This is a genomic window from Acinetobacter sp. WCHA39 (assembly GCF_002165385.1).
GTDB lineage: Bacteria > Pseudomonadota > Gammaproteobacteria > Pseudomonadales > Moraxellaceae > Acinetobacter.
In genome coordinates this window covers 1-18,616 of record NZ_NHRP01000022.1, presented here as the reverse complement: position 1 = coordinate 18,616, position 18,616 = coordinate 1, and the positions used below count along the sequence as shown (strand labels likewise).

Genomic DNA, 18,616 nt, shown 5'->3' with positions numbered 1-18,616 from the left:
AGTTATTGAATTGATGCATTTTGGCTCAATTGACTTGAAATTGATTTATGCAGACTACATCATCGAAAGCATTACTGATGATGAAAGTCTGCTGTGAATCCAAACGCGCGTGAACATATTGAAAAAATCCTGACTCATATGACTCAATTGCCTGGTGTTTATAAAATGCTCGGCAAAGATGGAGAGTTACTGTATGTCGGAAAAGCCAAAAACTTAAAGAATCGTGTATCCAGCTATTTTGTTAAAACGATTGACCATCCTAAGACACAGGCTTTAGTTGCGCGAATTTATGACATCGAAAGTTTAGTTGTTCGTTCTGAAACAGAAGCATTATTACTTGAACAAAATCTGATTAAATTACATCGTCCGCCATACAATATTATGTTGCGCGATGATAAGTCGTATGTGTATATCTTTGTCTCGGCAGACAAGCCCTATCCCCGCATTGCCAGTGGGCGTGGCAAGGGCAAACATCAGGTCGGCAAGTTTTTTGGGCCTTATCCCAGTGCCTATAGTGCACGAGATACCTTACTGGTTTTACAAAAATTATTTAATGTTCGCCAATGTGAAAACAGTTATTTTTCACAACGTAAACGCCCTTGTTTACAGTATCAGATTAAACGTTGTACAGCGCCTTGTGTCGGTCTGATTAGCCCTCAGGACTATAAGGAAGATGTGGACAATTCAATTCGTTTTTTACAGGGTGATACCAAAGAACTCAATCAAGAGCTGATTGGAAAAATGGAACAGGCTGCCGAAGCTCTTGAGTTTGAAAAAGCCGTATTTTATCGTGATCGTCTCGCGTTATTGCGCGAGGTTCAAGCACAACAAGCAGTATTTAAGATCAAAGGCGAAGCCGATATTTTGGCGATTGCTTACCAAGCGGGTGTGACTTGTGTACAAATCATGCATGTTCGTAATGGACGTATGCTTGGTGGAAAAAGTTATTTTCCAGATATGTTGGGAGATGATTTGGCGCAAATGCTGAATGATTTTATGGCGAATTTCTATTTCCAAGTGGCGGATGAAGTGCCATCAGAATTGATTGTAAATGTAGATATTCCCGATCAAAAACAATTAGAAGAAGCATTACAGCAAAGCTTCAATAAGAAAGTTCAAATCAAGCATAAAGTGCGAGAAACTCGGGCTGAATGGCTAGAACTGGCGCAAATGAATGTGCAACATGCGATTAAAGGCAAACTGAGTAATCACTTGGAATTAAACGAGCGTTTTCATCAACTTGAACAAGTGGTTGGGCGTCCGATTGATCGGATTGAATGTTTTGATATCAGTCATACCATGGGTGAAGCACCGATTGCTTCTTGTGTAGTCTTTGATCAGGGCGGTGCAAGAAAGCGAGATTATCGTCAGTTTGCGATTCAGGATATTACGGGCGGTGATGATTATGCGGCGATGCGCCAAGCGTTGATACGCCGTTATAAAAAAAATATGTTACCTGATCTACTCTTGATTGATGGTGGTAAAGGGCAGTTGCATATGGCGATGGAGGTCATGCAAGAATTAGCGCTTGATGCTTTTATGATTGGTGTTTCTAAAGGTGAGGGACGTAAACCGGGATTAGAAACGCTGCATTTTACTGATGGCACTAAGATTCAATTACCCGAAGACCATAAAGCTTTGCACCTCATCCAACAAGTGCGAGATGAAGCGCATCGTTTCGCCATTACCAAACATCGAGCTAAGCGTGATAAACGCCGTAGTAGTTCAGTTTTAGAGGCTATTCCTGGGCTAGGACCAAAACGCCGTCGTGATCTACTCACTCATTTTGGTGGTATACAAGGTGTTTTAAAAGCTTCAGAAAAAGAGTTGATGCTTGTACCCGGTTTGGGTGAAGTCATGGCGAGAACGATTTATAAAATTTTGCACGAATAACTTGACCGATTGGTTCAATCTCTCAATGACTGATACGTCAATGATCATTCACAAACAGAGAAAAACATTTAAAGATAAGATGGTTTGACGATTAAGGAAAGATAATGTCACTGCTTCCGCTGTATCAACAGGTTGAACATCAAGAGTGGATTGATATTCCCTCAGGATGGTTACAAGGTCGCACCGTATTTGGCGGTTTAGTTGCAGGATTATTAATCCAAAAGGCGCAGAGCGTGGTTCATGATACAACAAAGCAATTATTGAGTTGTAATGTGACCTTTGTTGGTCCTGTGCAAGAAGGGCAGGCTAAACTCACGGCGGAGGTGTTGCGAGAAGGTAAATCGGTTACAACCTTAGAAGTGCGGTTATGGCAAGCAGATACTGTACAAAGTATTTTAATAGCAAGTTTTGGTTCGCAGCGTGAATCTCGGATTCATGTGCAAAATCTACCGCAAATTCCTGATTATCCATTGCCTGCGCAGTTGGAAAAAACGGCTTATATTGAAGGCTTAATGCCACAATGTTTGCAACAGTTTGAACTATGTTGGGCTGAAGGTAATTATCCAATGTCTGGTAGCAAAGTACCTGACTTTGGCGGATGGTGTCGTTTTATGCCTCAGTTGCATCCAAATCGCGAAATGAAATTGGCCGATCTATTTGGATTGATGGATGTGTGGCCACCGGGTGTGTTACCAATGTTTAAAACCCCTGCACCTGCAAGCTCATTAACTTGGCAGATTACCTATTTGCAGCCGATTGCTCATCAAGTACAGGATTGGTTCAAATACAAAGTAGTGACTGAATATGCTGAACATGGTTATTCAACCGAGTATGCCTATCTTTGGGATGATGAAAATCGACTGATTGCGATACTTCGACAAACAGTTGCCGTTTTTGCCTAGTCGACACTGCCGTGCATTTCGTATAAAGTTGCTTACACATGGATACAATCTCGGCACATCCTTTGTGCGACATGCATATTTGATGCGAACAACATGGCGGTGTTTATGAGCACAGGGCGAATCCTGAACATTCCTAATATTTTAACTTTGGCGCGTATTGCCCTTATTCCCGTGTTTCTGGCAATTGCCTATTGGCCGCCTGCCATTGGGATTGCTGAGCATCATGGGGGAATGATGCGACATCTGATATTGACTGCAATCTTTGTTCTTGCAGCAGTGACAGATTGGTTCGATGGTTATTTAGCTCGGACTTTGAATCAGACTTCTGCTTTCGGGCGTTTCCTTGATCCAGTCGCCGATAAGCTTATGGTTGCGGCGGCATTGATTGTATTGGTGCAATGGCAACCGACGATCTCAATGGCTTTTGCTGCAATTGTGATTATTTCGCGTGAAATTACCGTTTCGGCATTGCGTGAATGGATGGCGGAACTGGGTGCACGTACGAGCGTTGCTGTTTCTACAGTAGGAAAGTATAAAACAGCATTTCAAATGATTGCGATTAGTGTGTTCCTGTTGAACTGGAAACCACTGGAAATGTGGGCCTACGCTTTGCTTTATGCGGCAGTGATTTTGACGTTGTGGTCGATGTTTATTTATATGAAAGCTGCTTGGCCTTATCTGAAGCAGCCCTAACGATTTTTTGTATAGCCATATAAATGAAAGCCTTTCTTTTGAAAGGCTTTTTTATGCCTTTCGATAAGAACTGGTCAAGAAAAAAGCCCATAACAAAGATGGGCTTAGTTCTCTGAGGAAAGTCATACTCTTTTTAGGAGGGTATGCTGAAGAACATAATCATAATATGAGAATATATTGCTATTTACAACGGATAAAAATGTAAATATTTTTTAAAATTCTCAATTCAGTTTGGCTGATTTTCGGAAAGTGTTGCAAATTTATGTTCAATTTGCGCTGCATTATTTTGCAAGATCTCGATCAGTTTTTGAATATTCAAGAAATCAAAACGATTTTTTGATGCTACTAGCGTGAGTGCAATCGGTGCTTCTTTAGTAGAAAAGCGAATTGGCACGGAAAGACCACATACCATTGGATCAATCTCACCCTGCGATAAATAAAAGCCTTGTTTTTTAATTTTCCGCATTTGCTGCATGAATTCGTCGAGGCTATGGGCAAAGCCTACCTGAGCAAGTTCCTGAGTAAATTGATGATAATAAGCTTGAATATGTTGCTTGGTTAAATGGGCAATCACAATTTTGGGTGAAGCACCTACATAAACAGGGCGTGGACAACCTCTTCCGTAAGAGATGAGTTCTGCTTCTTTAAAGGTTTCATGATGTAGATCAATACAATAATCATGGTTTAAATAGGTTAATAAACAACAGAGTTCAGTACGATCTACGATATCACGCATAAAGGGGATGCTGATTTGCACCAATGGATCGGTACTATGAGAAATATAATCAAGAACTGCAATTTTAGAACCTAAAGTGTAGTCTCCTGATGTACCACTAATGCGTTTTAAAATATCTGTTGAAACAAGTTCTTTAAGATAACGATAGGCTGTGGGTTTTGAGAGACCAAGCTCATCACAAATGATATCGACATTGATAATCGGACGTGAAACTGAAAATAAATCCAGCACTGTGAGAATTTTACCAAAACTCGAAATTGCCATGATGCGTTGTCTACTCCTTAAAAATAACGTGAAAATCGAACTTTTATTGCTTTATATCAGAAAAGCCTGAGATCGTGTATGGACTTTTAGGTCGGAATATTTTTGCTCGACCAATTAAGCCTTGAATTGAGAAAAAATATGGCTTTTATTGAAAATATTTTAAATTAAAATGAAAAATTATCAAATAGTGATAATTTATGTTGACTAATTTGCTTTGTTTTGAAAAAATTATAGATGTAGTGTCTTCATTGGATAATGAAATTCGTTAAATTATCTCCATTTGCTCTAGACACTATGCCTTGCTCCCCATAATCAGCTTTTTCTTGTCAACTGATTTGATACTCCAAATCGGTGTAACTTCGTGCCACATTGTCATGTGTCATTAGATCAGGCTGACTTAGAATTGAGACATATTCATGTTACTTAAACAGCTGTTAGCTTTCAGACCAAGCCGACTTGATCTTATTTTTGCTTGTAAAACCTTTGTAGCAGGCATGCTGGCACTGTTTATTTCTTTTGAATTAGATTTGATTAATCCGATGTGGTCGATTGGAACGGTCATGATTATTGCCAATCCTTATTCAGGAATGGTGTCTTCGAAATGTGTATATCGTTTGATTGGAACTGTTGCAGGGGCGGTCATAGCACTGTTATTGACCCCACATTTTATTAATACGCCGTGGCTATTTACGGTTATTTTATCTCTCTGGGTGGGCTTTGCTTTATATGTGTCATTACTAGACCGCACGCCGCGTAGCTACGTATTTATGTTGGCAGGATATTCAACTGCCATGATTGTTTATAATGCAATTACCTATATAGATACCTACAATATTTTTGATATCGCTGTTGCACGTGTACTTGAAATCTCAGTTGGGGTGGTCTCTTCCGCCGTTGTTTCGGCAACTTTTTTTCCAGTTCATGTTGGCGCAATGATCAAGCAACGTGTCAATAAAACCTTAAACGATCTAGAAGCAACTTTTGAAAAATTGATTGCAGTTCAAGAAACACCTGAAAATTACACGCAAGTTTTATCTGTGATTACTCGTGATGCCTCTGATATTCATGCTTTAGCTGTACATTTGGCTTATGAGAAAGGTGAGTTGAAAGGCATGACCAAGCCTTTACAAGAAATGCTACATCAAGTGTCATTGGTGGTTGCGAATTTGGTTGCATTGTCTCAACGTGTGAAACAACTCGAACATTTGCACTTGGTTAATCTTGTTTCGCATTTGGATATGCTTCGTCAGCATACTGTGACATTTTTAAAACAAGAGAAAAGTTTAGTACCTGCTGATTTACAGACTTTGCCGAATGGATTTGAAGAGGATTTTGCTGAGCTGATTTCTAAAGCAACGTCTGAACAGAAAGTTGTATTGGCTGCATTAAAGATGGATGTTCGTCATTTTATAGCCAATATCTTGGCAGTAAAGCTGCTGTGGCAACAGATTCAGCAAGGTAATAAAGAAATTCCAATAGAAATTACAGCCATTACGACGAAATATCCAAGTTTACATCGTGATCATGGTATTGCGATACGAGGTGGAATTAGTGCCGTACTGATTACTTTTATTGTCACTGCAGCTTGGATTCTGTCTGGTTGGAAGGCGGGTTTTATGATGGCGCAAATGGGTGCAATTACGGCGTGTATCTTAACTGCTCTGGATAACCCAGTACCTGTGCTACGGATTTTTATTTGGGGCAGTATTGTATCCGCAGGCTTAGTATTCTTATATGCATTTGGTATTTTCCCGCATGTGACTCATTTTTGGCAATTGGCTTTGGTGCTATTTCCTGTGTTTTTAGTGGCTGTCACCATGATGGCCAATCAAATGTTAATGCCTGTAGGAATGGTACTTGGGATTAACACCATGATGGGATTGAATCTGCACAATAAATACAGCATGGATGCTGTTTCTTACTTAGATAGTTCATTTGCAATGGTTCTGGGCGTATTGGTTTCACTCATTGTGATTGATTTAGTTCGAGCTGTTTCACCTGATACCAGTGCAACGCGAATTTTAACTTTACATTATCAGGCGATGCGTCAGGCATTAAATCTATCTTATGGTAGTGAGTTCAAAATTCATCTACGCAGTATGTTGGACCGAGTTGGAGTATTGAATACCAAAATGGTTCAAAATCATCAAGTTAAGATTTCGATTCAGAATGCTTTGATTGAAAGTAGTTCAATTATTGACTTAGTCCGATTGCAAGAAATTAGCCAAAAACTCCCCCAATTGGTCAGTTTGAAAAATGAAGTCAATGTACTGCAACAGCAACTGACTGAATATTTTCAAATGCAGGAGAAACAACTTTCTCTGAACCATTTTCCAATTCAAATTGTACAGCAGATTGATCTATTACAACGGATTGCAGTGCAAATTGAAGATGAGCAACTCGCTCAAAGAATGTTGATTTCTCTGAATAATATTTGTGAAAGCATCGAGCATGTCTCAACACAAGAGATGGATTCAGAAACATATGATTTAGGTGTATTGCATGGGTGAGATTAACGTTTATGGAATCTATATTCCAATTCTTTTGGTGCAAGCCATCATCGCCTACGTGCTCTTTAAGCTGATGAGTCCACTGATCGATCGTTTAGTTATGAGAGGTTGGATTGTACTACCGAATATTTTCAACTTGTGTTTGTACTTGGGATTGTTGCTGTGTATGCATTGGTTATGTCTTTATTTACAAGGTACAAGCCTTTAAGTAGCTCTCTCCGAAATTTAATGATTTAAAAATATGTGGTAAAGGTGATGAACATGAATGCATTTGATGTACGAAAAGTCATACGTCCAATTGTATTAGTACTTTCGGTTTTGATTGCGATATATGCAGTCGTGCATTTATGGAATTACTACAATGCCGCACCGTGGACACGTGATGGTCGTGTGCGTGGTGATGTGGTTCAAGTGGCTTCGGATGTTAATGGATTAGTAACTGAGGTGCTGGTACAGGACAATCAGACGGTAAAGAAAGGACAAGTTCTTTTCAAGATTGATGTAGAACGTCAAGCCCTTGACGTTGAACAAGCTAAATCTGATTTAGCTAAAGCCAATGCCGGTTTGGCTCAGGCGCGTGCAAACTTAGTCGGTTCAAAGGCAAATTTGGTCAAGACTGAAGCTAATATGAAATTGGCTGAGAAGAATGCAGCACGTTATGCGAGTTTGATGGATGGTGCAATCTCTAAGCAAGAGCAAGATCAGGTTTTTGCTACACGCGATCAGGCGATTGCGGAAAAAGAGCAGCTAGCAGCGAGTATCGAACAGGCTGAGGCTGCCATTCAACAACAGCAAGCTTTGATCGACGTGGCGAATAGCAATTTACATTTAGCTCAGCTCAATATGAGTCGTTCGGCAGTCGTTGCACCTGCGGATGGGACCTTAGCTAACTTTGATTTACGTGTTGGGAATTATGTTAAGGTTGGGCAAGCGGTTGCTGCGCTGCTAGATCGTCATCAGCTTTATGTCGTGGGCTATTTTGAAGAAACCAAATTGAATCGTATTCATGTCGGTGATTCGGCAACCGTACAGTTGATGGGGGATCATCAATTCATTCGTGGGCATGTTCAAGGTATTGCAACAGGGATCGAAGATCGTGAGCGTTCTGGTAGTTCTAATCTATTGGCAAATGTAAACCCTACTTTTAGTTGGGTACGTTTAGCGCAACGTGTGCCTGTAAAAATTATTTTAGATGAACAGCCTCAGAATCCATTGGCTTTTGTTTCAGGGCGAACTGCAACGGTGAGAATTATTGAGAAATAATCAGACGTAGTCTGAGTTGATTTATTTTTTAAGAATTGCATTCTAAATTTTATGCAAATGGTTTGGGTTGTAGACGTGCTAAAGCAGTTATTTTCATGGTCTGGATCTGATTTTATCACGGTACATCAGTGTGCTATACCGTGAAAAAGCGCTTAATATAAATGATTAAGGTGTTATTCCATTAGGATCACGATACCAACTTTGAATGAGTAGTGCGGCTGCGAAACTATCAGCCGATAAGCGTTTTGCTCGGCCTTTATTTTGATAAGACTCAAGTTCTTCTCTCGCTTCGCGTGTAGTCAAGCGCTCATCCACCATCCACGTTTCAATATTGGTTTGATGACGCAAACGTCGTGCAAATTTTCGTGCGCGAGCAGAGAGTTCAGATTCACTATCATCCATATTTAATGGCAAACCGACTAAAAAAAGATTGGGTTGCCACTCTTTCACGAGTTTTAATAGTTGGTTCCAGTCAGGAATACCATCTTTCATGGCAAATAATGGCAAGGGAGTGGCACTTTCAATAGTGGATTGACCAATTGCCATCCCCATTTTCTGGGTGCCAAAATCAAAGGCCATAATGGATTGCGAAGTTTTAAAATCAGGCATGACCAATCTCTGAAGCAAACCATGTACGGTCTACCCCAATTTTTTTGTATGCCGCATCCCAACGATCGCCATAAGGTAGATTAAAGATTAAATCCATGTCTGAGTCACAAATCAGCCAGTCACCACGTGCCATTTCTTCTTCAAGCTGATTTTTGCCCCAGCTAGCATAGCCTAGAGCAATTTGGTAACGACCGACACCTTCGTTATGTGCAATTGCATCCAAAATATCTTTACTGGTGGTAATGCAAACATTTTCACCTACTGCGATTGATGAATGCCAAGTAGGTTGACCTGTGTGTAGTACAAAACCTGCTTCTGGGCGTAATGGTCCACCTTGCAACACAGCATGAGGTTGTACATTATCTGCATCAATCTCTAAATCATTCAGTAATTCTTTGATCTGTAATTCAGAAGGGCGATTGATAATAATGCCTTGTGCACCATCTTCATCATGGCGTGCCACATAGATAACAGTATTGGCAAAGAAGTCATCTGTTATGTCTGGTGGAGCGATGAGACAACGGTGAGTTAAATATTGTTTCGTCACCTAGGCGATTCTCCATCAAAAATATTATGCTGATCTATCTATATAGGCTCTTCTTGTCAACATACAAGAGTTAATCGGATTTCGCCAATCTTTTTCTCACATTTTGTTATGCGTATTAAGCGGATTGAAATTTTAGTTGACGCAGTTGTTTGGCATGTTGCAAGGTGGTTTCGCTAATCTCGACGCCGCCAGACATACGTGCTAGTTCTAGAATGCGTTGTTCCTCATTCAACTCAATAATGGTGCTGCTTGCTGGATCTGTTTGTTGTTTTTTGACCAATAGGTGTTGGTCAGATTGTGCAGCAACTTGAGCTTGGTGAGTGATACAGAGTAGTTGTACATGCTGAGCTAGATCGGCGAGTAAACGACCAACCACTTCGGCTGTACCACCACTAATTCCGACATCAATTTCATCAAAGACCAAAACTTCAGATTCTGTTTTTTCGGCATTCATCACTTGCATGACCAGTGCAATACGAGAGAGTTCACCGCCAGATGCAACGCGAGCCAGCGGTTGTGGTGGAATGCCTTTATTGGCAGTGAAAAGAAGCTGAATAAAGCTGAGACCTTCGGCATTTGCTTCCATTGGCTCGAACTTAAATTCAAAATATGCTTCAGGTAGAGCAAGCGGCTTCACTTGTTCAGTCAATTGCTTCGCCAGTGGAACTGCAGCTGTACGACGAATCTGATCTAGGTGCTCAGCTTTTTGCATAAAAATTTGATAAGAAATTTCTACCTGTTCAGCTAAGGTTTCAGGATCTTCTAATAGATGTAATTGCTCTAATTCCTGTTGCCAAGTTTCATATTCTTGTTTGAGTAATTCAGGCTGGGTACGGTGTTTGCGTGCGAGACGATGGAAAATTTCTAAGGTTGTATTGAGCTGTTCCATTCTTTCAGGATCAAAACTTTGGCGATCAATAAATTGACGTAAACTCGCGGTTGCATCTTCAATCTCACTTTGCGCATTGAGTAACGAATTATAAATATTTGATAACTGTTCACTGCGCCCTGCATGAGACTCTAAACGACGAATGATTGAAGCAACTTCTTGAGTGATATTTTGTTCAGCCTCATCCAAGACATTTAGACTGTAACTACAGTCTTGCATAATATGTTCATGATGGCTGAGACGATCAAACTCTTGTTCAATCTCTCGATAATCCGTTTGGACAATCTCTTCAAGTTCTTCTATTTGGGATTCTAAATTTTGTATTTTTTGAATACGCGTGGCTTGCGCATCTAAAGCGGCTTGATGCTGGCGAATGTTTTTTTGCCATGTGCTATACGCTTCACGTACTTCATTTGCTGGTTCGGCAAAATTATGATAACGATCTAACCAGTGCTTCGGATAAGGGGGCTCAAGTAATTGCTGTTGGCTATGCTGGCTATAAAGTTGTACCAGTAAGCGTCCAATTTCTTTTAACTCCGACAAACTACTTGGGCGTCCATTGATCCATGCTTTGCTTCGGCCTGTCGCAAATATGACACGTCTTAAATGAATTTCACCAGAATCATCATCTAGTTCATGTTCTGTAAGCCATTTTGCTTCCGCACTTTCAGCTTGATAACTAAAGACAGCAGTGACATCTGCTTTATCTGCACCATAACGGACATAGTTGGTATCGGTACGTTCACCCAAGCACGCAGACAGTGCATCTAACAATAACGATTTTCCTGCACCAGTTTCTCCGGTCAAAACATTGAAACCTTGTTCAATATCTAAAGCTAAATGGTCTGCAAGTGCAAAATTAATTAAAGTTAAATGGGTGAGCATATATGCATCCAGTGCACGCAATCTTTTGCTTAAAGATAGAGAAATTTTGCTAATCGAACAAGAGGATCAGCGTTGTGTTGATGAAATCATGTTTTATTTCTGGAGTTGTTTTGAATAATTTAGTGATGTAAAGCTTGTCTATCAATTTATAAGATTTTTTCTATTGTATTTTAGATCGGATGCTTTGATCTAAAAGTGCTTGTGAGTTGAACATAACTTTAGTAGAAAGGCATAAAAATTGCTGTTAAAGCATGATAAAAATGGATTGATTAGTGACGCAGGCACAATTAAACTACGTCCATCATAACCTAATATAAATGCTGCATTATTTGGAGAGTATGCATGAGTTCAGTGCAGTTTGATCATGTTACGGTCATTAAAAAGTCAAATGTATATTTTGGTGGGGCATGTATCAGCCATACTGTACAATTTGAAGATGGTACTAAAAAGACATTAGGTGTGATTTTACCTACTGAACAGGCATTAACTTTTGAAACACATGTGCCAGAACGTATGGAAATCATTTCTGGTGAATGTCGTGTAAAAATTGCAGACAGTACAGAAAGTGAGTTATTCCGTGCAGGTCAGTCTTTTTATGTCCCAGGAAATAGTGTTTTCCACATCGAGACTGATGAAGTGCTTGATTACGTCTGTCATTTAGAAGGTTAACTGATCGCTTCCTAAATCGGGTACACTATACCTAAAGAGAATCCTGTAAATTCATTTTGCAGGATTTTTTTATTAAATTCCCTTGCGGAGCTATTCGCTCCTCACCTGTAAAGCTACTTTGCAGGATTTTTATTTTTTCAAAATCTCCCTTTATAGATCGGGAATACTGCAAGAGGTCGTTCATGGCAAAACCTGAATATTATTATGGCGTTCATTCGGTTGAGTCATTGTTGGAGTTAGAGCCTGAACGCGTTTTGACTTTATTTACCTTAAAAGGTCGTGATGACCAGCGATTACAAAAGATTTTGCAACTTGCCGAACCTTTTGGGATTAGCGTCCAAAAGGCGAGTCGGGATAGTTTGGAAAAGCTTGCAGGCTTACCTTTTCATCAAGGTGTAGTGGCTGCAGTTCGACCACATCCAACCTTAAATGAAAAAGATTTAGACGAATTGATGCAGCAGTCACCGAATGCTTTATTGTTGGCGTTGGATCAAGTCACTGATCCGCATAATTTGGGAGCCTGTATTCGTACTTCGGCGGCAATGGGCGTGCAGGCCGTGATTGTGCCGCGTGACCGTTCGGCTAGTTTAACTCCGACGGCACGTAAAGTTGCTGCAGGTGGGGCGGAAAAAGTTAAGTTTATTCAAGTGACTAACTTAGCTCGAACCTTAGCTCATTTAAAAGAGACCACACATATGCGTGTTATTGGCACAATGCTAGATGAAAAAGCATTGCCAATTCAGCAATGTGACTTTAAGGGTGCAGTTGTCATTGTTATGGGTGCGGAAGACACAGGTTTAAGACCGATTACTCAGTCGCAATGTGACCAAACCGTGTATATCCCCATGTCTGGTGATTTACAAAGTTTAAACGTCAGTGTGGCAACAGGCATGGCACTTTATGAGGCATGTCGTCAGCGTAATGCTGTATAATTCACACAATTATCGTCAATGTAATTAAAAATGACTGCTCGTACACAAGGTTATCTATTTGTTTTAATTACAATGTGTATTTGGGGGGGATTCACCATTTTCTCCCGTTTAAATTTACATTGGCATGTGAGTGCATGGGATTTGGTGGCAATGCGTTTTGCGATTGCCTTTCTTATTTTAATGCCTGTGCTCATTTATAAAAAAGATTTAGCTTTCTTATGGCATCCACGTCCAGTCATTTTAGCCTTAACAGGTGGTTTAGCCTACTGTCTGACCGTTTATACTGCTTTTTTGCAAGCACCAGCAGCCCATGCTGCAATTTTCTTAAATGGCTGTATTCCTCTATGTACGGCAGTTGCTGCTTATTTATTGTTTAGACAACCTTTTGATAAACATACTTGGTTGAGTCTTAGCATCATGTCAAGTGCGCTTGTATTGATGAGCTATCTGATGCTGCATGATCAAGCGACCGCTTTTGGCTTAGGCGATTTACTTTTTTTTATCAGCGCTGTTTGGTGGGGAATTTTTACAGTATTGCTTAAACAATGGAAATTATCGGCTTGGCATTCCATGGCGAGCGTGGCAATTTGGTCAGCGATTATTTATTTACCTGTCTATATTTTATTTGTTCCAAAACATTTTCAAGAAGCAGAACCCATTCATTTAGTCATTCAAGGTTTATTTCATGGTGTAATGGTCGTAATTATTGCGACATTGACCTATGTTGCTGCGATTGAGCGTTTAGGTGCCTTTAAAACGGGGAGTATTGTTACTTTGGCACCTTTTATTGCAGCTGTGATTGCTGTTCCACTGCTTGATGAGCCTCTAAATGCAGCGATTGTTTGTGGTTTAGTCGGAATGGGTTTTGGTGCATTACAGCCGTGGCGCTGGTTTAAAAAAGACACGCTGAGTGAACGACTCGGGCAACAGAAGCAGGATTAAAATGCCTGTTCAGCACTTTGTAGATATTTTAGATGTAATGGTTTTAGTTGGTGATGAAGGTGCTCAAGTAAACCATCATTCATAACTATATCATTTGCGAGTAATTGCTTTTGGGTACGAGGCATTTGTACCGAGATAATTTTTCGGATTTGTTCTTCATTTTGTCCATCTCTTTGACTTGCACGTTGTAGTTGTGTTTGTTCATTTGCATCGATGAGTAAGGTGTGATGCACAAGTTCATGCTGATTAGTTTCAAAGAGAAGAGGTGAAACTAAAATGACATAAGGGCTTTCTGCCTGTTGTAACTGCTGGATAATGGATTGGCGTATAGCAGGGTGAGTGATCTTTTCGAGTGTTTCTCGCGCTTCTGGAAACTGGAATATGTGTTCACGAAGTGCACGTCGATTCAGATTGCCATCTTCTAGTATTACCCAGTCTCCAAAAGAAAGTTGAATTTCTTTCAAAGCAGGTTGGCCTAGTTCAACCACTTCACGAGCTACAATATCTGCATCGACTACAACAATTCCTTGGGATTCAAACCATTGTGTAGCTGCTGATTTGCCACTACCAATGCCACCAGTAATGCCCAAGATAAAACTCATATTATCCACCTAGATATATTTTCATAATTTGATTTCCCCATAAAAATGCAATCCAACCAGCAATTGCAATATAAGGACCAAATGCAAATGGTTGGTTTTCACCACGCATTTTTATCAAAATAATACCAATAATTGCACCAACAACTGAAGAGAGTAGCACAATTAGAGGTAGCATCATTGGCCCCATCCAAGCCCCGAGTGCGGCTAAAAGCTTGAAATCACCATAGCCCATGCCTTCCTTGCCTGTGACAAGTTTAAAGATATAGTAAACCACCCATAAGCATAGAAAACCAATCAAATAGCCCCAAATCGCTGAGCCTGCAGAAGTATAAACAGTGAAACTATTGATTCCTAAGCCTAGTGCGGCAAGTGGCAAGGTAAAGCGATCGGGTAATAGCTGTGTGTCGAAATCAATAAACGTTAATGTGATCAAGACCCAAGTGAGTATTAAACCAAATAACATTTGTACGGTCGCGCCAAATATAGCAACTACTATTAATGAGCAAATCATTGTTAATAGTTCAATAAGTGGATAGCGAATACTAATTGGATTTTGGCAAGCACCACACTTGCCACGAAGTATTAACCAACTCATTACAGGAATATTTTGATACCAGCGAATAGCAGATTTACATTTTGGACATGTAGATGGTGGGGTGCTTAAGGTTAATTTTGTTTCGTCTATTATAGGTTGTTCTGGGTGTAACAACATTTGGCATTCATGATGCCATTCTTGCTCCATCATTTTTGGGGTGCGAAAAATGACTACGTTAAGAAAACTACCAATGCAGAGACTCAAAATCCCGACTGCAACATAAAGTGCAATCGGGTTTTCGATGAAATAAAAAAGTAATTGCTGCATTAGACCACAGAACCCATTTGGAAAATCGGTAGGTACATGGCAATAACAAGACCACCCACCAAGACACCTAAAATTGCCATGATCAGAGGTTCCATCATCGAGGTTAATCCATCAACGGCATTGTCTACCTCATTTTCATAGTGAGTGGCGACTTTATCGAGCATACTGTCTAGGGCACCAGATTCTTCTCCAATCGCTACCATTTGAATCGCCATGGATGGAAAACGGTTAGAAACGCGCATCGCAAATTGCAACTGTTGGCCTGTGGCGACATCTTCACGGATTTTCATCACCGCTTCTTCGTAGATCACATTATTGGTTGCACCAGCAGTTGATTCCAGTGCATCAATGAGAGGAACACCTGCTGCAAATGTGGTTGCCAAAGTGCGGCTATAACGGGCAATAATGGCTTTATAGACTAAATCTCCAAAAATAGGCGCCTTAAGTGCCATTTTATCCAAAAGGTCACGGAACTTTTTACTACGTTTTTTTGCTTCTAGAAAACTGGTGATAATAGCTCCAATTACAAGAATCAGAATAAACCAATATTTTTGCATCCAATTGGACATATTTACAACCATTTTTGTGAATGCTGGTAAATCAGCTCCAAAGGATGAAAAGACACTTTCGAATACAGGAACAACTTTAACCATGAGAATAATAGTTACAATTACTGCAACACAGATAACAGTGATTGGATATTTCATAGCTTTTTTAATTTTTTGTTTTAAAAGTTCGCTTTTTTCTTTATAAATCGCAACACGATCTAACATTGTTTCAAGCGCACCTGATTGTTCACCAGATTCAACTAATGAGCAAAAAAGATTGTCAAAATAAAGTGGATACTTGCGTAAAGCACCTGCAAAAGTATTACCACCTTCTACTTCACCTTTGATACCAAGTACAACCTCACGCATTGCTGGATTTTCTAAACCCTCTGCAACAATCTCAAAACCTTGGACGAGAGGTACCCCTGCTTTCATCATGGTTGCTAATTGACGAGTAAAGACCGTAATATCTAAGGTCGTTACTTTCTTCTTCATCAAACCCTCAAGAATATTTTTGCGTTTTTCTCGAATGGTTTTAATTGTGACCCCTTGTTTGCGTAATGTGACCTTTGCTAAGGCCATGTTGCGTGCTGGTAATTCCCCTTTAATTTTGGCGCCTTTTCGATCTACCCCTTCATAAGCAAAAGTAGGCATCATTTGCGCTTTTTTCGCTGCCATGATTCTTAATCCTTTTTATTGATTTTATTCACTTGTTACTCGGTTAATTTCTTGCAAAGAAGTAATACCTTGCATCACTTTTTTTAGACCTGAACGACGCAGATTGTCAAAACCAGCTTGTTCTGATGCTGCTGCAATTTGCAGTGCGTTACCATCTTCCATGATGATTTGAGAAATTGCAGGGGTGACTTTCATCACCTCATAGATACCTACACGTCCTTTGTACCCTTCTCGACATTCCGCACAGCCAATCGGTTGAAAGATCTGTAAATCTGGATTGGCTAAGTCTTGTTCAGTAAATCCAAGTTCAATGAGACTTTGCTTAGGTATATCAACTGGTGCTTTACATTGTGAGCATAAACGTCGTGCTAAACGTTGTGCAATGACAAGATTGACTGAGGTTGCAATATTGAATGAGGGTACCCCCATATTACGCAAACGAGTTAAAGTTTCAGGTGCGCTGTTGGTGTGTAATGTTGACATTACCATATGACCTGTCTGAGCTGCTTTAATTGCAATTTCAGCAGTTTCAAGGTCACGAATCTCACCGACCATGATTACATCTGGATCTTGACGTAGAAAAGCTTTCAGTGCAGCAGAGAAAGTTAACCCCGTTTTGGGATTCACGTTGACTTGATTGATGCCTTCTAAGTTAATTTCAACAGGATCTTCCGCTGTTGAAATATTAGTATCCTCAGTGTTTAGAATATTTAGACCAGTATATAGCGATACGGTTTTACCCGAACCTGTTGGACCTGTAATCAGTAGCATTCCTTGAGGCTTTTCAAGTGCTTCCATGAATAATGCTTTCTGATCATCTTCATAGCCTAATGCTTCAATTCCGAGCATAGCGCTTGATGGATCCAAAATACGTAGTACTAATTTTTCCCCAAATAAAGTAGGTAGAGAGTTAACACGGAAATCGATGGCTTTGGTTTTTGACAATTTGAGTTTAATACGACCATCTTGAGGCATTCGTTTTTCAGAGATATCCATTTGAGACATGACTTTTAAACGAGAAGCTAAGCGGGTTGCCATTTGTAAAGGCGGTGTAGCGATTTGACGGAGCACACCATCTACACGATAACGCACACGGTACATTTTTTCATAGGGCTCAAAATGTAAATCTGAAGCGCCCATGCGAATTGCATCAATTAAAAGCTTATTAATATATTTGACAATTGGGGATTCGTCACCTTGCGGTGATGCATCATCATCTTCTTGAGGTGAATCTTGATTAACATCAATATCTAAGTCGAAGTCCTCACTGTCACCAAAATCGAAACTACTTGAATCACCAAAATGTTGTTCGATTAACTTTTCAAGTTTAGTATGCTCAACAATAATTGGTTCAATATTAAGTTTGGTATTGAAACGAATTGCATCTAATGCATCAATATTGGTTGGATTGCTCGTAGCAACATACAAAATTTGTCCACGTTGTGTTAACGGAACAACACGATGTTTTTGTATGAGTTTATTGTCGGTTAATTCTCGAGGTAATAATCCAACATCGTAAACCGCCAAATCAAAAAGTGGTTCGCCAAATTCTACAGAGATGCTTTCTGCAATGGTAAGTGGAGAAAGACGATGTTGTTCGATTAAATGAGCAACAATATCTTGTTTGGCTTTCTTGGCTGCATCAATTGCGTTCTGCATATTTGCAGCAGTCATATGACCATCTTCAACTAAACGTCGAATGAACCCCGAAAACTTTGGAGACGTATGTAATCCTGACATCTGTCCGCCTTACTCACAATATGGTTATAATAGCTATTCTCAAAATTATACTTTTGTTACGTAAAAATACTACTATAGAAAGTGTTGTTTTTTACTTGGTTCATATTGAAAAACTTGAACTGATCGATTTTTTTACAAATTAATTTCAGATTTAAAAAGTAGCCTTCGTTAGAAATAAAGCAAACGATTGTAAAAAATCGACATATATATGTAAAAGAGACGAGAATTTTTAGCTCTATTTTTTGTTGGTTGAAACTTAAACTGAAAAGAAAAACTGAATTTTATAAAAATACGCTTTGTACACGACAAATTTCATAGGGCCCTTGTCCTATCAGGCTTTTTCTTCCTTAAAATTGCGAGCACTTTCTTAAATTCTTCTTTTTTTCCAAAACCAATCAAACGTAGAATAGCCATTTGAACATAGTCCAAACCGTAGCGAAATAAACTTACTG

Annotated in this window: 17 protein-coding genes and 1 pseudogene; 9 read left to right on the top strand and 9 right to left on the bottom strand. The window is 39.7% G+C overall.

What is annotated here, in order from left to right:
* The first annotated feature begins 93 nt into the window (after positions 1 to 93).
* The 3 genes from uvrC (at position 94) to pgsA (ending at position 3,488) form a co-directional block, all read left to right on the top strand.
* Positions 94 to 1,893, top strand: coding sequence for an excinuclease ABC subunit UvrC (uvrC, locus tag CDG56_RS11650; RefSeq protein ID WP_005162980.1), 1,800 nt, complete (start codon positions 94 to 96; stop codon positions 1,891 to 1,893).
* 104 nt (positions 1,894 to 1,997) lie between these two features.
* Positions 1,998 to 2,795 carry a thioesterase family protein gene (locus CDG56_RS11645; protein ID WP_087547951.1) on the top strand — a complete coding sequence of 266 codons (798 nt, stop codon included), beginning with the start codon at positions 1,998 to 2,000 and terminating at the stop codon, positions 2,793 to 2,795.
* 105 nt (positions 2,796 to 2,900) lie between these two features.
* On the top strand, positions 2,901 to 3,488 hold the full coding sequence (pgsA, locus tag CDG56_RS11640) for a CDP-diacylglycerol--glycerol-3-phosphate 3-phosphatidyltransferase (protein ID WP_004674390.1): 588 nt from the start codon (positions 2,901 to 2,903) through the stop codon (positions 3,486 to 3,488).
* A 226-nt stretch (positions 3,489 to 3,714) separates the two neighbouring features.
* Here pgsA and CDG56_RS11635 read toward each other — a convergent pair whose 3' ends face one another.
* Complete coding sequence (locus tag CDG56_RS11635; RefSeq protein ID WP_087547950.1) at positions 3,715 to 4,488, bottom strand: IclR family transcriptional regulator; 774 nt, start codon at positions 4,486 to 4,488, stop codon at positions 3,715 to 3,717.
* 416 nt (positions 4,489 to 4,904) lie between these two features.
* Here CDG56_RS11635 and CDG56_RS11630 point away from each other — a divergent pair, with 416 nt between their 5' ends.
* From CDG56_RS11630 to CDG56_RS11620, 3 genes are read left to right on the top strand one after another with little or no spacing between them, the layout of a single operon-like run.
* Positions 4,905 to 6,998: an FUSC family protein gene (locus tag CDG56_RS11630; RefSeq protein WP_087547949.1), complete on the top strand. Its 2,094-nt coding sequence runs from the start codon at positions 4,905 to 4,907 to the stop codon at positions 6,996 to 6,998.
* The gene (locus tag CDG56_RS11625; RefSeq protein ID WP_004659299.1) at positions 6,991 to 7,206 is read left to right on the top strand and encodes a DUF1656 domain-containing protein; all 216 of its coding nucleotides are present in this window, start codon (positions 6,991 to 6,993) and stop codon (positions 7,204 to 7,206) included. Before CDG56_RS11630 ends, CDG56_RS11625 begins: the two co-directional genes overlap by 8 nt.
* A gap of 53 nt (positions 7,207 to 7,259) precedes the next feature.
* Positions 7,260 to 8,261, top strand: a complete 1,002-nt coding sequence (locus CDG56_RS11620; RefSeq protein ID WP_087547948.1) for an HlyD family secretion protein — start codon at positions 7,260 to 7,262, stop codon at positions 8,259 to 8,261.
* 165 nt (positions 8,262 to 8,426) lie between these two features.
* Here the strand turns inward: CDG56_RS11620 and ruvX are convergent, their stop codons facing one another.
* The 3 genes from ruvX to recN form a co-directional block, all read right to left on the bottom strand.
* Positions 8,427 to 8,870, bottom strand: coding sequence for a Holliday junction resolvase RuvX (ruvX, locus tag CDG56_RS11615; protein WP_005162957.1), 444 nt, complete (start codon positions 8,868 to 8,870; stop codon positions 8,427 to 8,429).
* Entirely contained in the window at positions 8,863 to 9,417 is a 555-nt protein-coding gene (locus CDG56_RS11610; RefSeq protein WP_004659294.1) for a YqgE/AlgH family protein, read from the bottom strand. The genes ruvX and CDG56_RS11610 overlap by 8 nt, the downstream gene beginning before the upstream one ends.
* Positions 9,418 to 9,532: 115 nt before the next feature.
* The gene (gene recN, locus CDG56_RS11605) at positions 9,533 to 11,191 is read right to left on the bottom strand and encodes a DNA repair protein RecN (RefSeq protein ID WP_087547947.1); all 1,659 of its coding nucleotides are present in this window, start codon (positions 11,189 to 11,191) and stop codon (positions 9,533 to 9,535) included.
* A gap of 342 nt (positions 11,192 to 11,533) precedes the next feature.
* On the opposite strand from recN, the gene CDG56_RS11600 reads away from it, so the two are divergent.
* The 3 genes from CDG56_RS11600 to CDG56_RS11590 all read left to right on the top strand — a co-directional run bounded on the left by CDG56_RS11600 (position 11,534) and on the right by CDG56_RS11590 (position 13,734).
* Positions 11,534 to 11,860 carry a pyrimidine/purine nucleoside phosphorylase gene (locus CDG56_RS11600; protein WP_004659291.1) on the top strand — a complete coding sequence of 109 codons (327 nt, stop codon included), beginning with the start codon at positions 11,534 to 11,536 and terminating at the stop codon, positions 11,858 to 11,860.
* A gap of 182 nt (positions 11,861 to 12,042) precedes the next feature.
* A complete protein-coding gene (gene rlmB / locus CDG56_RS11595; protein ID WP_087547946.1) occupies positions 12,043 to 12,792 on the top strand; it encodes a 23S rRNA (guanosine(2251)-2'-O)-methyltransferase RlmB in 750 nt (249 codons plus the stop codon).
* Positions 12,793 to 12,822: 30 nt separating this feature from the next.
* A complete protein-coding gene (locus tag CDG56_RS11590; protein WP_087547945.1) occupies positions 12,823 to 13,734 on the top strand; it encodes a DMT family transporter in 912 nt (303 codons plus the stop codon).
* Here the strand turns inward: CDG56_RS11590 and coaE are convergent.
* From coaE to CDG56_RS11565, 5 genes and pseudogenes are all read right to left on the bottom strand, one after another.
* Positions 13,731 to 14,336, bottom strand: coding sequence for a dephospho-CoA kinase (coaE, locus tag CDG56_RS11585; RefSeq protein WP_087547944.1), 606 nt, complete (start codon positions 14,334 to 14,336; stop codon positions 13,731 to 13,733). The genes CDG56_RS11590 and coaE overlap by 4 nt on opposite strands.
* 1 nt (position 14,337) lies before the next feature.
* Complete coding sequence (locus CDG56_RS11580) at positions 14,338 to 15,198, bottom strand: prepilin peptidase (RefSeq protein ID WP_087547943.1); 861 nt, start codon at positions 15,196 to 15,198, stop codon at positions 14,338 to 14,340.
* On the bottom strand, positions 15,198 to 16,424 hold the full coding sequence (locus tag CDG56_RS11575) for a type II secretion system F family protein (RefSeq protein WP_087547942.1): 1,227 nt from the start codon (positions 16,422 to 16,424) through the stop codon (positions 15,198 to 15,200). Before CDG56_RS11575 ends, CDG56_RS11580 begins: the two co-directional genes overlap by 1 nt.
* 24 nt (positions 16,425 to 16,448) lie before the next feature.
* Positions 16,449 to 18,164, bottom strand: a complete 1,716-nt coding sequence (pilB, locus tag CDG56_RS11570; protein WP_087547941.1) for a type IV-A pilus assembly ATPase PilB — start codon at positions 18,162 to 18,164, stop codon at positions 16,449 to 16,451.
* A 312-nt stretch (positions 18,165 to 18,476) separates the two neighbouring features.
* Positions 18,477 to 18,616: pseudogene (locus CDG56_RS11565) on the bottom strand (IS4 family transposase); the annotation flags it as partial.

Coding starts and splice junctions, on each gene's coding strand:
- CDG56_RS11645 (WP_087547951.1), top strand. CDS start 1,998: ATGTCACTGCTTCCGCTGTATCAACAGGTTGAACATCAAGAGTGGATT.
- pgsA (WP_004674390.1), top strand. CDS start 2,901: ATGAGCACAGGGCGAATCCTGAACATTCCTAATATTTTAACTTTGGCG.
- CDG56_RS11635 (WP_087547950.1), bottom strand. CDS start 4,488: ATGGCAATTTCGAGTTTTGGTAAAATTCTCACAGTGCTGGATTTATTT.
- CDG56_RS11630 (WP_087547949.1), top strand. CDS start 4,905: ATGTTACTTAAACAGCTGTTAGCTTTCAGACCAAGCCGACTTGATCTT.
- CDG56_RS11625 (WP_004659299.1), top strand. CDS start 6,991: ATGGGTGAGATTAACGTTTATGGAATCTATATTCCAATTCTTTTGGTG.
- CDG56_RS11620 (WP_087547948.1), top strand. CDS start 7,260: ATGAATGCATTTGATGTACGAAAAGTCATACGTCCAATTGTATTAGTA.
- ruvX (WP_005162957.1), bottom strand. CDS start 8,870: ATGCCTGATTTTAAAACTTCGCAATCCATTATGGCCTTTGATTTTGGC.
- recN (WP_087547947.1), bottom strand. CDS start 11,191: ATGCTCACCCATTTAACTTTAATTAATTTTGCACTTGCAGACCATTTA.
- CDG56_RS11600 (WP_004659291.1), top strand. CDS start 11,534: ATGAGTTCAGTGCAGTTTGATCATGTTACGGTCATTAAAAAGTCAAAT.
- rlmB (WP_087547946.1), top strand. CDS start 12,043: ATGGCAAAACCTGAATATTATTATGGCGTTCATTCGGTTGAGTCATTG.
- CDG56_RS11590 (WP_087547945.1), top strand. CDS start 12,823: ATGACTGCTCGTACACAAGGTTATCTATTTGTTTTAATTACAATGTGT.
- coaE (WP_087547944.1), bottom strand. CDS start 14,336: ATGAGTTTTATCTTGGGCATTACTGGTGGCATTGGTAGTGGCAAATCA.
- CDG56_RS11580 (WP_087547943.1), bottom strand. CDS start 15,198: ATGCAGCAATTACTTTTTTATTTCATCGAAAACCCGATTGCACTTTAT.
- CDG56_RS11575 (WP_087547942.1), bottom strand. CDS start 16,424: ATGGCAGCGAAAAAAGCGCAAATGATGCCTACTTTTGCTTATGAAGGG.
- pilB (WP_087547941.1), bottom strand. CDS start 18,164: ATGTCAGGATTACATACGTCTCCAAAGTTTTCGGGGTTCATTCGACGT.